General features: G+C 62.8%; 14 protein-coding genes. 6 read left to right on the top strand and 8 right to left on the bottom strand.

Annotated elements, in window-relative coordinates:
• Window positions 1–7: 7 nt before the first annotated feature.
• From JL39_RS07975 to JL39_RS07965, 3 genes are read right to left on the bottom strand one after another with little or no spacing between them, the layout of a single operon-like run.
• The gene (locus tag JL39_RS07975; RefSeq protein ID WP_037148674.1) at window positions 8–2851 is read right to left on the bottom strand and encodes a DUF4159 domain-containing protein; all 2844 of its coding nucleotides are present in this window, start codon (window positions 2849–2851) and stop codon (window positions 8–10) included.
• Window positions 2851–3786, bottom strand: a complete 936-nt coding sequence (locus JL39_RS07970; protein WP_037148065.1) for a DUF58 domain-containing protein — start codon at window positions 3784–3786, stop codon at window positions 2851–2853. Before JL39_RS07970 ends, JL39_RS07975 begins: the two co-directional genes overlap by 1 nt.
• Before the next feature lie 27 nt (window positions 3787–3813).
• On the bottom strand, window positions 3814–4827 hold the full coding sequence (locus JL39_RS07965; RefSeq protein WP_037148063.1) for a MoxR family ATPase: 1014 nt from the start codon (window positions 4825–4827) through the stop codon (window positions 3814–3816).
• A gap of 199 nt (window positions 4828–5026) precedes the next feature.
• Here JL39_RS07965 and JL39_RS07960 point away from each other — a divergent pair, with 199 nt between their 5' ends.
• Genes JL39_RS07960 through JL39_RS07950 form a run of 3 tightly spaced genes read left to right on the top strand, consistent with a single transcriptional unit; the run spans window position 5027 to window position 7553 of the window.
• On the top strand, window positions 5027–5650 hold the full coding sequence (locus JL39_RS07960) for a DUF1285 domain-containing protein (protein ID WP_037148061.1): 624 nt from the start codon (window positions 5027–5029) through the stop codon (window positions 5648–5650).
• A complete protein-coding gene (locus JL39_RS07955; RefSeq protein WP_037148058.1) occupies window positions 5647–6282 on the top strand; it encodes a CoA pyrophosphatase in 636 nt (211 codons plus the stop codon). Before JL39_RS07960 ends, JL39_RS07955 begins: the two co-directional genes overlap by 4 nt.
• A gap of 8 nt (window positions 6283–6290) precedes the next feature.
• Entirely contained in the window at window positions 6291–7553 is a 1263-nt protein-coding gene (locus JL39_RS07950; RefSeq protein ID WP_037148671.1) for a CCA tRNA nucleotidyltransferase, read from the top strand.
• 17 nt (window positions 7554–7570) lie between these two features.
• Here the strand turns inward: JL39_RS07950 and JL39_RS07945 are convergent, their stop codons facing one another.
• From JL39_RS07945 to hemF, 3 genes are all read right to left on the bottom strand, one after another.
• Window positions 7571–7762 carry a DUF1059 domain-containing protein gene (locus JL39_RS07945; RefSeq protein ID WP_037148056.1) on the bottom strand — a complete coding sequence of 64 codons (192 nt, stop codon included), beginning with the start codon at window positions 7760–7762 and terminating at the stop codon, window positions 7571–7573.
• A gap of 104 nt (window positions 7763–7866) precedes the next feature.
• Entirely contained in the window at window positions 7867–8136 is a 270-nt protein-coding gene (locus tag JL39_RS07940; RefSeq protein ID WP_037148054.1) for a hypothetical protein, read from the bottom strand.
• Window positions 8137–8273: 137 nt separating this feature from the next.
• Complete coding sequence (gene hemF / locus JL39_RS07935) at window positions 8274–9188, bottom strand: oxygen-dependent coproporphyrinogen oxidase (RefSeq protein ID WP_037148667.1); 915 nt, start codon at window positions 9186–9188, stop codon at window positions 8274–8276.
• Window positions 9189–9364: 176 nt separating this feature from the next.
• On the opposite strand from hemF, the gene JL39_RS07930 reads away from it, so the two are divergent.
• Window positions 9365–9622: a hypothetical protein gene (locus JL39_RS07930; RefSeq protein ID WP_037148052.1), complete on the top strand. Its 258-nt coding sequence runs from the start codon at window positions 9365–9367 to the stop codon at window positions 9620–9622.
• An 80-nt stretch (window positions 9623–9702) separates the two neighbouring features.
• On the opposite strand, the gene JL39_RS07925 is transcribed toward JL39_RS07930, so the two are convergent.
• Together JL39_RS07925 and soxR are read right to left on the bottom strand one after the other, a co-directional pair.
• The gene (locus JL39_RS07925) at window positions 9703–10857 is read right to left on the bottom strand and encodes a hypothetical protein (protein WP_244446845.1); all 1155 of its coding nucleotides are present in this window, start codon (window positions 10855–10857) and stop codon (window positions 9703–9705) included.
• A gap of 117 nt (window positions 10858–10974) precedes the next feature.
• Window positions 10975–11433 carry a redox-sensitive transcriptional activator SoxR gene (gene soxR / locus JL39_RS07920; RefSeq protein WP_037148049.1) on the bottom strand — a complete coding sequence of 153 codons (459 nt, stop codon included), beginning with the start codon at window positions 11431–11433 and terminating at the stop codon, window positions 10975–10977.
• Window positions 11434–11510: 77 nt separating this feature from the next.
• On the opposite strand from soxR, the gene JL39_RS07915 reads away from it, so the two are divergent.
• Together JL39_RS07915 and JL39_RS07910 are read left to right on the top strand one after the other, a co-directional pair.
• Entirely contained in the window at window positions 11511–12080 is a 570-nt protein-coding gene (locus tag JL39_RS07915; protein ID WP_037148047.1) for an NAD(P)H-dependent oxidoreductase, read from the top strand.
• Window positions 12080–13306: an MFS transporter gene (locus JL39_RS07910; protein WP_244446844.1), complete on the top strand. Its 1227-nt coding sequence runs from the start codon at window positions 12080–12082 to the stop codon at window positions 13304–13306. Before JL39_RS07915 ends, JL39_RS07910 begins: the two co-directional genes overlap by 1 nt.
• Window positions 13307–13315: the final 9 nt, after the last annotated feature.

The following is a 13315-nucleotide window of genomic DNA, read 5'->3' as shown; positions in this document are numbered from 1 at the left end:
CCTCTCCTTATTGGCCGAGCCGTTCGAGGAGCGCCGGCACGTGCACCTGGTCGGCTTTGTAGTTGCCGGTCAGCATATACATCATGATGTTGACGCCGGCGCGGTAAGCGTACTCGCGCTGCATCTCGTCCGGCGGTACGGTCGGCATGACGGGTGCCCCTTGTGTGTCGATCGCCCAGGCACCGGCGAAATCATTGCCGGTGATGAGGAGGGGCGTCACGCCATCACCGCTGGAGGAAAGCTGCGCGCCGGTGTTCCTGGCCTCCTGCCGCGCCTCGACCCAGAGCGGGCTGCCGGTATAGCGGCCGGGGAAATTGGTGAGCAGGTAGAAGGAACGCGTCAGCACGTGGTCATTCGGCGTCGGCTCCAGCGGCGGGATATCGATATTGGCAAGGATTGCCTGAAGTCGCTCGCCGTTGGGTGTCGTGCCTCCGCCATCGAGCGCCGAATACTGGTCACGTGTATCGAAAAGCACTGTGCCGCCGTTGCGCATATAGGCGTCGATGCGGGAGATCGTGGCTTGAGACGGCATCGGCGCATTGGCGGAAATCGGCCAGTAGATGATCGGATAGAAGGAAAGGTCGTCCTTGGAGATGTCGAGGCCGACCGGTGCGCCGGGCTCCAGCGTCGTGCGGTAGGTGAGGAACTGGCTCAAGCCCTCCATGCCCTGTTCGGAGAGACGGTCGACATCCGCCTCGCCGGTGACGACGTAGGCGAGATGGGTGGTGTCGAGCCGTTCGAGGATCTGTTCGTCGCCAGGCTTGGCGCCCGAACCGGGCGGCATTTCCTGCGCCAGGGTCTGGCCGGGCGCAAAGGCGAAAAGGCCGAAGGCGAGGGCAGCGATCGCAGCGGCGGCAGCCCCGCGGCTCGGTCGTGGGCCGCGCGGAACGCGGGAGAAGACACCGTTCATGAAGAGCACGACGAGACTATCCAGTACAAGCAGCGCGAAGGCGGCGGCAAAGAGTGCTGGCCGAAGCGACACGGCTTCTCCGCCGGCCAGACCCTCGCGGACGACCGGCCTGCCGGCGGCAGCCGCATCGAAGGGGGCAATCACGGTTTTCGGCGCAAGCAGGTTGACGGCGGTGAATCCGTCCTCCGTGCCGTAGAGACCCGGTGGATGATCGAAGCTTGCGACCGGTGTCTCACCGGCTGCGATCGGGATCGGCCGTGCCGTGCCGGTTTCCGTCGTCAGGATGCCGTCGGCGGTCAGCAGCCGGTAAGGCGGCAGCGTCACGGTCGCGCCATCGGTGCCGGTTCCTGAAGACGCCGCACCTCCGGCACGGGCAAGCTGGACGAGGCGGCGCAGCATCTCAACGAAATTACCGGAGAGCGGCAGGTTCGACCAGGTTGCCTCGGCGCTCGTGTGGAAGAGCACAATGCGGCCGGCCTCAACCTCCTTCTCCGTAATCAGCGGCGTGCCGTCCGCGAGGCTTGCCCAGGTGCGTTCGGCAAGGTCCGGGGTCGGTTCGGCCAGAACCTGGCGGGTCACGGTAATATCGGCGGCACGCGGCATGCCGGCAAAGGGGCCGAAGCTCGGGAAGTCTGCAAGCGACTGGGGTTCGGACCACGACATGGCTCCGCCAAGCGCTCGTTCGCCCTGGCGAAGGATGACCGGTACCAACGGATCGTCGGCGGGAGCGGCGGCGAGGCGCGGGCCGGCGAAACGGATCAGCGTGCCGCCACGGGAAATCCATTGCTGCAGTGGCGAATAGGTTTCGGCCGGCAAGCGGCCGATATCGGCCATGATGATGGCAGAGGGATTGCCCTCGAGGATTTGCGGAATGGAGACGGACAGGTCGGCGGTGTTCGGCTGAATGATGTCCGCATAAGGCTGCAGCGCGCGGCTGATGTAATAGAGCGGCTGAAGAAGCGGCTGGAAATCGCTGCCGCTTTCGCCAGCCAGCAGCGCAATCCGCCGGCGCTTGAAACCGTCATCGAGCAGGTGTGCCGAGCCGGCCGTGGCAAGGCCCTCGATGTTCAGCCGCGCGAAATCGTTGCGCAATTCAAAGGGGGAGGCGATCTCGGCGGTGGCGGTCGCCGCACCGGCGGCAAATTCGAGCACGCCGGAGGCAAGCGCGCGGCCCTGCGTGTCGAGCGCATTGACGGTCAACAACTGTTGCGCCGCGGTCGAAAGGCGTGTCGCGGTGACAGACATGGCGCCCGCATTGTTGACTGCATCGGTCAGCGCGACGGCGCTGTGGCCGTCGCCCTCGATCAGGCGCATATCGGTGGGAGAGAGGGCGGCAAGTGCCGACAGGGCCTCGTTGTCCCCTGCGGCTGCCATGCCGTCGGAAAGGATGACAAGCGTACCGGGGCGGGTGCCGTTCATGGCCTCGCTGACGGCTTCAGCGGCGCGGGCGCGATCCGGCACCAGCGGTTTGGGGCTTGCGGCGGCAAGCTTGTCACGGGCTGCCGCAGCGGTGCCGGGCACAGGTTCGTGGCTCGCATCGGCGGTAAAGGCGATCGAAACGGGTACATCGGCGCTTTCCGCATCGTCGATCAGGAGGTCGGCGGTCTCGACGCGGCGCTCCCAATCGGCAGCGGTCGCCCAGCCGTTGTCGATGACGAGCACCAGCGGCCCGCCGGCATTCAACGAGTTGGCACGCGGATTCATGACCGGGTCGGCGATCGCCAGGATGACCGCGGCCGCGAGCAGCATCCTGAGAAGCGTCAGCCACCAGGGGCTCTTTGAGGGCGTCTCCTCGCGTTTCAGCACGCTCGCCAGGATCCTCAGCGGCGGAAAGACCTCCGTCTTCGGGCGGGGCGGGGTCAGCCGCAGCAGCCACCAGATAATCGGCAGCGCGATCAGGCCGAAGAGAATGGCCGGGTTTGCAAAGGCGAGTGCGCTCATCATGGCATGCCTCCGCCCGATTGCAGCCCGCCTGGCTTCTGGGCCGGCATGCCGGAGAGATAGCCATGCACGGCAGCCAGCGCCTCGGATGCGAGATGGTCGGTCCGGTGGAAGACGAAGCTCCAGCCGAGGCGGCGCAGTGCTTCACCCAGAGCCTCGCGACGGGCGAGATAGGCGCGCTGATAATCCTCTCGGATCATCTCTGCGCGGCCGGAGACGAGTTTCTCACCGGTCTCCGGATCGGTGAATTCCGTGCGGCCGGCATAAGGGAAGGTTTCCTCGGCCGGATCGGCGATCTCGACGACATGGCCGCGCAGGCCGCGGCGGCCAAGCGGCGCGATGCGTTCCATGACCTTGTCGGCGTCATCGAGGAAATCGCCGATCAGGACGATATCGCTCTGGCCCCGGATCATGCTTGTTTCCGGCAGTCCGGTTGTCAGCGGTGCGTGCATGATGGCGGCGGCCAGCCGCTCGGCGGCATTTCGTGCAGAAACAGGTTCCATGATGCCAGGACACCCGATACGCTCGCCGGAGCGGGCGAGGATTTCGGCAAGCGCCAGCATCAGCACCAATGCGCGGCTTTCCTTGGAGACGTGCGCGAACGTCGATTTATACATCATCGACGGCGACATGTCGGCCCAGAGCCACACGGTATGGGCAGCCTCCCATTCGCGATCCCGGACATAGGTATGGTCGTCGCGAGCAGAGCGGCGCCAGTCGATGCGCGACAGGCTCTCGCCCTCGGCATAGGGCCGGAACTGCCAGAAATTCTCGCCCATGCCGCGCTTGCGGCGGCCATGCCAGCCGGCGATCACCGTGTTGGCTATACGCTTTGCCTCCACCATGCAGTCCGGGACCAGTGCGGCACGCGCCTGGGCGCGGGAGAGAACTTCGCTACTCGGTGTCTGCTCTACGATCTGGCCGATGGATGCCACGCATTGTCCTTTCTGAGCCGCCGGACGTTACCCACGGGCCTGCTTTACCAGGCCGGCGATGACGTCGCGCACCGACATTCCTTCGGCACGCGCCGCAAAGGTCAGCGCCATGCGGTGTTCGAGCACCGGTTCAGCAAGCGCGTAGATGTCGTCGAGCGAGGGGGCCAGGCGGCCTTCATAAAGCGCGCGGGCGCGGGCCGTCAGCATCAGCGACTGGCCGGCACGCGGGCCAGGACCCCAGGCTACGTTCTTGTCCGTCGTCGCATTGCCGTGGCCGGGGCGAGCGGAGCGTACCAGCGAGAGGATGGCGTCGACCACCTTGTCGCTTACGGGCATCTGGCGGACGAGCATCTGGATTTCCTGAAGGCGGGCCGCATCGATAATGCCGCGCGGCTTGGCTTCCGAAAGGCCGGTGGTTTCAAGCAGAATCTGCCGCTCGGCGGCGAGTTCCGGGTAGAGAACGTCGACCTGCAGCAGGAAGCGGTCAAGCTGGGCTTCCGGCAGTGGATAGGTGCCTTCCTGCTCCAGCGGGTTCTGGGTCGCGAGCACGTGGAAGGGGGCCGGCAGGTCGTAGCGCTGGCCGGCGACCGTGATGTGATATTCCTGCATGGACTGCAGCAGCGCCGACTGCGTGCGCGGCGAGGCGCGGTTGATCTCGTCGGCCATCAGGAGTTGGGCGAAGACCGGGCCCTTGACGAAGCGGAAGGAGCGGCGGCCGGTATCGTCGGTATCCATGACTTCCGAGCCAAGAATGTCGGAAGGCATCAGGTCCGGCGTGAACTGGATACGGTTGGAGCCGAGGCCGAGGACCGCGCCGAGCGTCGCGACAAGCTTGGTCTTGGCGAGGCCGGGCACGCCGACGAGCAGCGCATGGCCGCCGGAGAGCACGGCGAGCAGCGTGTTTTCGACCACTTTTTCCTGGCCGAAAATCACTTTTGCGACTTCGGCACGGATAGCGGCGATATCGGAGAGGGCATTTTCGGCAGCGGCGATGACGGCTTTCTCATCGAGAACGGTTTCGGTGGAATTCATCATGCCCATATCGCTCTCCATCAAATCAGGACTGGCAGGCCTCTCAAGACCGGGTTTCATCTCCCGGGGGCGAATCGCTGCGCCGCAGCACGCACCTCATCCAATCAAACTTATTCCCCGAAATATGGCTGACAAGCACGTTTCGAATGACTATCTCGTGAGGGACGATTGCTTCCTTGAATGATTACGGTTGAACCGGGACTGAAAGATGGCGGCGCAGACGATAAATTCGGCATCCGGTGCTGCGGGGCTCGCAGCCTTGATTTCGCGTGCTTCCGAGCATGCCGGTGCGGAAAAGCGCGGCCTGCCGCCGGTGGAGAAATGGAATCCACCCTTTTGCGGCGATATAGACATGGAAATCCGCGCGGACGGCACGTGGTTCTACATGGGAACACCGATCGGGCGGCCCCCGCTCGTCAGGCTCTTTTCGACCGTTCTACGCAGGGATGAGGATGGCAAAACCTACCTCGTAACACCTGTGGAAAAAGTCGGCATCAGGGTCGCGGACGCGCCCTTCCTGGCTGTCGAGATGCAGGCCACGCAGCGTGAGGGAGACCGGATCCTCACGTTCCGAACAAATGTCGGTGACGTGGTGGAGGCTGGCGCGGAGCATCGGCTGCGCTTTGCGATCGCCGGCGAGAACCGCGAGCTCAAACCGTACCTCCTGGTGCGCGGCCGGCTGGAGGCACTCGTCTCGCGGCCGGTGATGTACGATCTCGTGGAACTTGGCGAGACGATTGTGGTAGACGGCGTGCCGATGTTTTCCGTCCGCTCGGGAGGGGAGGTTTTTCCCGTCATGCCCGAGGCTGAACTGGACGCGTTATCACGATGAAGGAATACCCTCTTTATTCCGCCGGTGAGTTCCGTCGCCGGGCGCTGAACCAGAATGGCGGTCCGATCGACCATGCCTGGCGCGACCATGGCGATCATCTGCTCAATCCGACGCTGGTCGATCTTGCGGCAGAGCTGAAGCTGAAGGATGCGGCCGTGCTGGTGCCGGTCGTCGACGATGGCGATGAGGCTCACGTGATCCTCACGCAGCGGACATCGAACCTCAGGAAACATTCCGGCCAGATTGCCTTTCCCGGCGGAGCCATCGATCCGGAGGACATTTCTCCGGAACAGGCAGCTTTGCGTGAGGCGGAGGAGGAGATCGGGCTTGATCGGTCCTTCGTCGAGCCGCTGTCGAGGCTGCCTACCTATTATGCGGCGACGGGCTTTCGTATCACGCCGGTGCTTTCGGTGGTGCGGCGCGGCTTCGAGCTGAAGCCCAATCCGGCCGAGGTGGACGACGTCTTCGAAGTGCCGCTTTCCTTCCTGATGAACGAGGCGAACCATCAGCGCGGCAGCCGCGAATGGAACGGTACGGAACGGCATTTCTATCTCATGCCCTATGAGGAGCGGAACATCTGGGGTATTACCGCCGGCATTCTGCGCACGCTATATGAAAGGCTGTATGCATGACTCTGGGCATGACCTCCGTCGCGGGTGAGGCCTGGTTCCAGGATCGGGCTCTGCAGCGCGTTCTTGCGATGCTTAACGCCGATGGCGAGGCCCGCGTTGCTGGCGGCGCGGTGCGCAACGCGTTGATGGGCCTGCCGGTCGCCGATATCGACATCGCGACCACGCTTCTGCCGGAAGACGTTGTAGAGCGCGCAAAAAAAGCAGGTATCAAAACGGTGCCGACCGGCATCGAGCACGGCACGGTGACGCTGGTGGTCGACCACCACGCCTTCGAGGTGACGACGCTGCGCCGGGACGTGGAGACCGATGGCCGGCGTGCCAAGGTCGCCTTCGGCACCGACTGGCAGGAGGACGCCGAGCGCCGGGACCTGACGATCAATGCACTTTACGCGAGCGCGGACGGTACGGTGATTGACCTCGTCGGTGGCCTGCCGGACATCGAGACGCGGACGATAAGGTTCATCGGTGATGGGGGGCAGCGGATTGCGGAGGATTACCTTCGCATTCTGCGCTTCTTCCGATTTTTCGCCCATTACGGTTCCGGCCGGCCGGATGCGGATGGCTTGCGTGCCTGCGCGCGTGCCAAGGACAAGCTCTCGACGCTGTCGGCCGAACGCATCTGGTCGGAGACGAAGAAACTGCTTTCGGCCGCCGATCCTTCCCGGGCGCTTCTGTGGATGCGGCAGGTCGGCGTGCTCACCGAAATCCTTCCAGAGACGGAGAAATGGGGCATCGACAATATTCATGGCCTCGTATCGGTCGAGCAGGCACTCGGCTGGGCGCCTGACCCGATGCTCAGGCTTGCGGCGATCGTGCCGCCCGATGCCGAGCGGCTGGAGGCCATGGCAAAGCGGCTTAGGATGTCGAATGCGGAGGCGGCGCGCTTGACGAACTGGGCAAGCACGCCCATGCCGCCGGACGAGATAGCCGATGTTGCGTTCGACCGGCTGCTTTACCGCCACGGCGCGGAAGGCGTGATCATGCGACTGAAGCTGGGTCTTTCGATCGAGCGGTCAGGGGCGAAGAGCGGCGACCCGGCGGCAATGCGCCGATCGGCGCTGCTTTCGACCCTCCTGAAACGGGCGGAGAAATACGCAAAGCCTGCCTTTCCCTTGAGTGGTTCCGATATCGTCTCGGCTGGGGTGCCGCCGGGCAAACGGGTCGGGGAATTCCTGAAGAACCTCGAAGATTTCTGGGTCGAGCGCAACTTCACGCCCGACCGGGCGGCGCTTGCCGCCCGGCTCGACGAGATGATCCGCAATTCGCCTTAAGTCAGCTTCGCTGTCCGTCAGGCTGCCGCAGCACCGCCTTCATCACGGATGCGTGCCTTGATATTCTCGACCATGTTTTCGCGAATGATTTCCTCGCTGTGAGCCGTGCGCATATGCTCTACGGCGCGGCGGACCACTTCGGCATCCTCATCGGCGCGGGTATGCCACTGGCAACCGGGCACAAGCGTGCCGCATTCGAACAGTCGCATCTTATTTCCTCCTGCTGTCGTTGGACCTGGAGACGGCAGGAACTCCTCTTTTCCTCCCGCCTCTGTCTCCATAACTCCCCAAAGGGACCGACCGTTCCCTCCTTCTATTCGGAGAGCGCCCAGGCGTGAAAGACGGAGGGCTGTTCCGCTGGCTTCATCTGTACCGGCTGGTCATTGGCGGCCGAAGCTTTGGGGGCCTTGCCCGAAAGCTGGCGTTTCACCTGCTCGATACAGAAGGATTGGGGCAGTTCACCGCCGCTTTTCACTCGCATTTCGGTGGCGAGCCGATCGATCATCTGAGGGGTATCGAGGGGGCGGGACATATCCCTGGCGGTGGACACATCTGGACTTGGCATGCTGTTCGGCGTGGTCATGGCGATCCTCCTCCGTGCAACCGGAAAGAAGGTAACACCTGCGAACCAATTCGGATATCGCATTTATCAATTGTGAGATGTTGGGGCGGCTTGAATATCCGAAAGTTGATCCCCCGTGATTTCCCGACCAGGGGCGTCTAAGGCCACCTTACAACCGGAGGCAGCGAAGAGAGGATGGACTCCACGTTGCCGCCGGTCTTCAATCCGAAGATTGTGCCGCGGTCATAAAGCAGGTTGAATTCCACATAGCGGCCGCGACGGATGAGCTGCTCGTCGCGGTCCTCTTCGATCCAGGGTTGGTTGAAATTGGAACGCACGATCCTTGGGTAGACGAGGTTGAAGGCCCGGCCGACATCCTGCACGAAAGCGAAATCCGCGTTCCAACCGCCTTTTTCCTCTTCCGAATGAAGCCAGTCGAAGAAGATGCCGCCGATGCCGCGCGGTTCGTTGCGATGCTTCAGGAAGAAATAGTCGTCGCACCATGCCTTGTAGCGGCCGTAATCGGCGACATCCGCATGGCGGCTGCAGGCGATTTCCATCACCCGATGGAAGAGAGTGCTGTCCGGGTCCGTCTGGGTGCGGCGACGGTCGAGCACCGGCGTCAGGTCCGCGCCGCCGCCGAACCACTGGCTGGACGTCACCACCATCCGGGTATTCATATGCACGGCAGGAACATTGGGATTGACCGGATGGGCGATCAGCGAGATGCCGGAAGCCCAGAAACTCGGGTCCTCTTCCGCGCCGGGGATCTGGGTGCGGAAGTCGGGCGAGAATTCGCCATGGACGGTGGATGTATGGACGCCGACCTTTTCGAAGACGCGGCCTTCCATCATCGACATCCGGCCGCCGCCACCGGCGCCGCCTTCGCGCAGCCAGTCCTTTTTCGTGAAGCGGCCGGGCTCCAGGTCCGAAAGGGGGCCGGCGAGTTCATCCTCCAGCGTTTCAAAGGATGCGCAGATCGTGTCGCGCAGGCTCTCGAACCAAGCTTTGGCTGTCGCCTTCTTCTCCTCGATGTCTTCGGGCAACCCCTTGGGAAGTACCGGCCGTTCCATGTTGTCGATTCCTTTCGCCATCCCCTTGGCGATTCGCGCTTTTCCTTCGTCAGGCATTAGCAGTTATGGCTTTCGCAAACCATTCCATTGCTTATCGCGGATGGAAAATCAGACTCGCAAAGCATGTTCTTAAACACTATCCTAACTCTCTGGATAGGTGCGGATCAGAGGCTTTTATGGCGAAATTCACACCCCCGCCGCTCGACGGGCTGAAACGCAGGATCGAACGACACCGGAAGGAGAAGGCCGGCGAGCGTTCGGGCATGTTCGTGCGGGAAACCTTCCTGCTTTCGCGGGAGGAAGCGCGCCAGAAGGCACGGGAGTGGTTCGACGCATTTCCGAAAGCTGCCTATTGGACCGAGGTGGAAAGCTGGCGCCAGGTCGATGGCGACCGCATTGAATTCACCATGCGGCGTCTGCCGAGCGCGGATTGATATCACCATCTGGCAATCGGTCTCCGGCGCGTGCCGGTTGCTCGTGATATTTCCCTGACAGATCCGACTAAACCAGTTTCTCAGCTCGGCTTGGAACGGGTCCGCCGGCTCTGCCGTGATGTCCGGTGCGGCGTTGAAACCGGACGCCGCGCTGTTGAATTCATGGCCGGAGTTGCCGGCGGGGGCTCTTCCGGCGTTTCTTCGGCAGCGGACAGCTGGACCGCGCCGGCCCGTTCTTCGATCGACACCGCTTGTTCCGGCTGAGCGGGTTCGACGGTTTTCTTCCTGTCCGCCGCCGCCATTCGAGCCAAAATCTCTCGAAGGACAGCCGTGACCGGCAGATGGTTCGGCAGATCCGTATTGGTGTGATGCCAGGCCTGCGGGATCACTTCGTCGTTGGTGATGAAAGCACGGGAATTGATCTCGCCGAACCAGTCCCATTCGCCCATCACGTCGATAACGTCGGAAAACAGTGGCGGCATGGCGATCCGGGCGCTGAAGGTGACGATCTTTGCCTGACGCGCGAGCTTTTCCGCCGCCGGCCGATCGGTTTTCTGAAGATCGTACAGCGCTTCGGAAAGCACCAGGTTGCCCTTCGAATGGCCGGTCAGCAGGCGGAAGGAGAGACGGGGATCGCCCAGCATGGCTCTGACCGTTTGCGTGTCGAGACTACTGCCGGTCAGTCGCTCACCGCTGAGATACGGCGCGGCCCCGAATTTAGGCCTTCCTGAGAATTCGTCCAGTATTTCAAAGGAATGGCGGATGTTGTTCAAGTAGCCAAACAGGAAATGGCCGCCGAGCGCTTCCGTCGCCACGTCGGCTAAACCGTAGCCTGACACAACGACGGCTGCAGACCGGCCCGCGGCATCTGCAATATTGCGGGCAAAGGCAGCCGAACCGAGGGCGGAACTGCCGACGCCCGCGACGGCAAGGATGTCGATTTCCAGCCCGCCGTCGAGGATGAATTCGTCGAGCGTGTCATAGAGTTTCAAGGGCGCGCCGCTCGACGGCGGGACGATCAGGATCGCCCCCTCGGCCGCAAGCGAGTCGCTGATGTAGAAAGCTTCCTCCGGCGTCACGGTCTTGACGTCATAGAAGAGGGAGTCGAGCGTCGTGTTTCGCTGCCGCAGCGTCTCCAGCGACAGATTACGAAGCGGCGTCTTCTGCAGACGCTCGGGAAAGCTTAAAGTTCGCGCAAACTGCGTCAGGTTGTGGGTGAATGCGGTAGGGAACATGGTGGCCTCGCCCGGTTGCCGTTCGTTCGTGATATGCATTCGAAGTAGAGCTTCTCACAAACATGCTGCAGTGCCAACCGCAATTTCAGGCTGCGACAAAAGGTTCTCGAGCTCCATTTACGGATCGAGCAGGACCGGACCTGCCCCTTTCTCGCCGAGTTCATCATGGGGATTCCTGAGCGGACAGTCCTGCATCGACAGGCAGCCGCAGCCGATGCAGCCGGTCAGTTGGTCGCGCAGCGCGGTGAGGCTGGCGATCCGGGCGTCGAGCTGCTGCTTCCAGGTTTCCGAAAGGCGCTGCCAGTCCTTCGCGGTCAGCGGCCGGTCGTGTGGCAGGACGGACAAGGCCGCGGCAATATCGGCAAGCGGAATACCCGTTCTCTGCGCCACCTTGATGACGGCGACCCGGCGCAGCACCACGCGGGGATAACGCCGCTGGTTGCCGCGGTTGCGCCAGCTTTTGATTAGCCCCTTGGTCTCGTAGAAATGCAAGGTCGAGACTGCCACGCCACTGCGTTCGGCGACTTCGCCGACCGTCAGCTCAAGGGGAATGCGTCCGTCCGGGTTTTTCTTCATCACCGCTATTGACCTCAATATTACTTGAGGTTTTATAGCAGATGCTCCCTCGAACCGAAACCCGGGAGCATTGTCTGATGAAGACAAAATTCACCCTGGCACTGATCTATGGCAGCGCCCGCGAAGGCCGTTTCTGCGATACGGTCGTCGACTGGATTCTCGTCCGTCTGCCGGACATGGTTGCCGCCGATATCGTCCTTGTCGATCCAGCCGATCTCATCGCGGAATCGCGTATCGTGAGGGCGGAAGCCGAAAGCCGGATCGCGCGCGATCTTGCCCGTGCCGATGCCTTCCTCATCGTGACGCCGGAATACAACCACGGTTATACAGCCGCGCTGAAGGAGCTGATCGACAGCTTCTATCGGCCGTGGTGGGGAAAGCCGGTCGCCTTCGTCTCTTACGGCGGCATTTCCGGCGGGCTGCGAGCGATCGAGCAGTTGCGGCAGGTCTTTGCAGAGCTCGGTGCCGCTACCATCCGCGAGACCCTCAGTTTCCCGCATGCCGTCGAGCGTTTTGACGAAACCGGCGACGTCCGCGATCCCGAGCGGACGATCCGTCAGCTTGAGCGCCTGGCAAAGCAGCTTTCCTGGTGGGCGGTGACGCTCAAGGCGGGGCGGGAAACAGTGGTTCTGGAGGAGGTCGCCTGATGCGCGCGCCAACGAATACGTCTTCGGTTATGCGGCCCGTTTCGGAATTCGGCCGTAACGCGACCCTGCTTTCGGTCAGTACGCTGACGATCATGTCGGGTGCGACGATTTCCGCCTCTCTGCCCGACATTGCCGCACGCTTTTCCGATGTACCGAATGTCGAACTGCTGAGCCGGCTGGTGCTGACCCTGCCGGCACTGTTCATCGCCGTCTTCTCGCCGATCGCAGGTCTTGTTATCGACCGTCACGGCCGCAAGCCGATGTTGGTCGCTGCCCTTGTGTTCTTTGCGCTTGCCGGCTGCTCCGGGCTTGTCGCCGACAGCCTGACAGGCCTGCTGATCGGCCGGGCAATCCTCGGCATCGCGGTCGGAGGGATCATGACGACGGGCACGGCACTGGTCGGTGATTACTTCGCAGGCCCCGCCCGAGACCGTTACATGGGCCTGCAGCAGGCCTTCGTCGGCATCGGCGGCACGATCTTCCTCACCGGAGGCGGTTTTCTCGCCGAGCTTCACTGGCGGGCGCCATTCCTGATCTATGCGCTGGCCTTCCTGCTCCTGCCGGCAGCACTCCTCTTCATCCGCGAACCAGTGCGCACGGTCGCGGGACAGGCGGCGATGCCGCGGGATGGGCTCGGACCGCGTCGGGTCATGCTGCTTGCGACCCTGCTTGCCGGGGCGATCTTCAACATGATCTGCTTTTACATGATCCCGACACAGCTTCCCTTCTATCTGAAATCGATGGGGCTCGAAGCTCCCAGTCTTGCCGGCATGGCGATCGGCCTCGGGCAACTGGTCGGCATCGTCGCTTCGCTGGTCTTTGCCCGGTTCCGGCAGGCTTTCGGCGTGATGGGCGTTTTCGCGCTCGCTTTCGGATCGATGGGGTCCGCCTTCGCCCTGCTGTCCTTTGCGGAAGGTTATAACGGCATCCTGTTCGCGATGGCGGTCTCGGGGATAGGCATGGGCACGATCATGCCGAATTTTGCCGGCGCCGCGATGATGATCGCGCCGCCGCACCTGAGAGGCCGGATATCGGGCCTGCTCGTCGCAAGCATTTTCAGCGGCCAATTCCTGTCGCCGATCCTTTCCCAGCCGGCCATCGGCTTGAACGGCTTTGCAGCCACCTATGCTTTGGCGGGCGTCGCGATGCTGGTTGCTGCTTTCGCTTCCTTGGCGGCGAGGCTTACGCCGCGGATCCCACTGAGAGCCGAAGGAGGCCGCTCATGACTTCTAAAA

It is taken from the genome of Rhizobium sp. YS-1r (genome assembly GCF_000757525.1).
GTDB classification, from domain to species: Bacteria; Pseudomonadota; Alphaproteobacteria; order Rhizobiales; family Rhizobiaceae; genus Neorhizobium; species Neorhizobium petrolearium.
The sequence above is the reverse complement of the archived record's forward strand: the minus strand, read 5'-3'. Positions and strand labels throughout refer to the sequence as shown.

Excerpts from the sequence above, each read along its gene's own strand:
- JL39_RS07910 (WP_244446844.1), top strand. The coding sequence starts at position 12,080 with ATGCGCGCGCCAACGAATACGTCTTCGGTTATGCGGCCCGTTTCGGAA.
- JL39_RS07965 (WP_037148063.1), bottom strand. The coding sequence starts at position 4,827 with ATGGGCATGATGAATTCCACCGAAACCGTTCTCGATGAGAAAGCCGTC.
- JL39_RS07955 (WP_037148058.1), top strand. The coding sequence starts at position 5,647 with ATGAAGGAATACCCTCTTTATTCCGCCGGTGAGTTCCGTCGCCGGGCG.
- JL39_RS07975 (WP_037148674.1), bottom strand. The coding sequence starts at position 2,851 with ATGAGCGCACTCGCCTTTGCAAACCCGGCCATTCTCTTCGGCCTGATC.
- hemF (WP_037148667.1), bottom strand. The coding sequence starts at position 9,188 with ATGGAACGGCCGGTACTTCCCAAGGGGTTGCCCGAAGACATCGAGGAG.
- JL39_RS07945 (WP_037148056.1), bottom strand. The coding sequence starts at position 7,762 with ATGCGACTGTTCGAATGCGGCACGCTTGTGCCCGGTTGCCAGTGGCAT.
- JL39_RS07940 (WP_037148054.1), bottom strand. The coding sequence starts at position 8,136 with ATGACCACGCCGAACAGCATGCCAAGTCCAGATGTGTCCACCGCCAGG.
- soxR (WP_037148049.1), bottom strand. The coding sequence starts at position 11,433 with ATGAAGAAAAACCCGGACGGACGCATTCCCCTTGAGCTGACGGTCGGC.
- JL39_RS07925 (WP_244446845.1), bottom strand. The coding sequence starts at position 10,857 with ATGTTCCCTACCGCATTCACCCACAACCTGACGCAGTTTGCGCGAACT.
- JL39_RS07950 (WP_037148671.1), top strand. The coding sequence starts at position 6,291 with ATGACCTCCGTCGCGGGTGAGGCCTGGTTCCAGGATCGGGCTCTGCAG.
- JL39_RS07930 (WP_037148052.1), top strand. The coding sequence starts at position 9,365 with ATGGCGAAATTCACACCCCCGCCGCTCGACGGGCTGAAACGCAGGATC.
- JL39_RS07915 (WP_037148047.1), top strand. The coding sequence starts at position 11,511 with ATGAAGACAAAATTCACCCTGGCACTGATCTATGGCAGCGCCCGCGAA.
- JL39_RS07960 (WP_037148061.1), top strand. The coding sequence starts at position 5,027 with ATGGCGGCGCAGACGATAAATTCGGCATCCGGTGCTGCGGGGCTCGCA.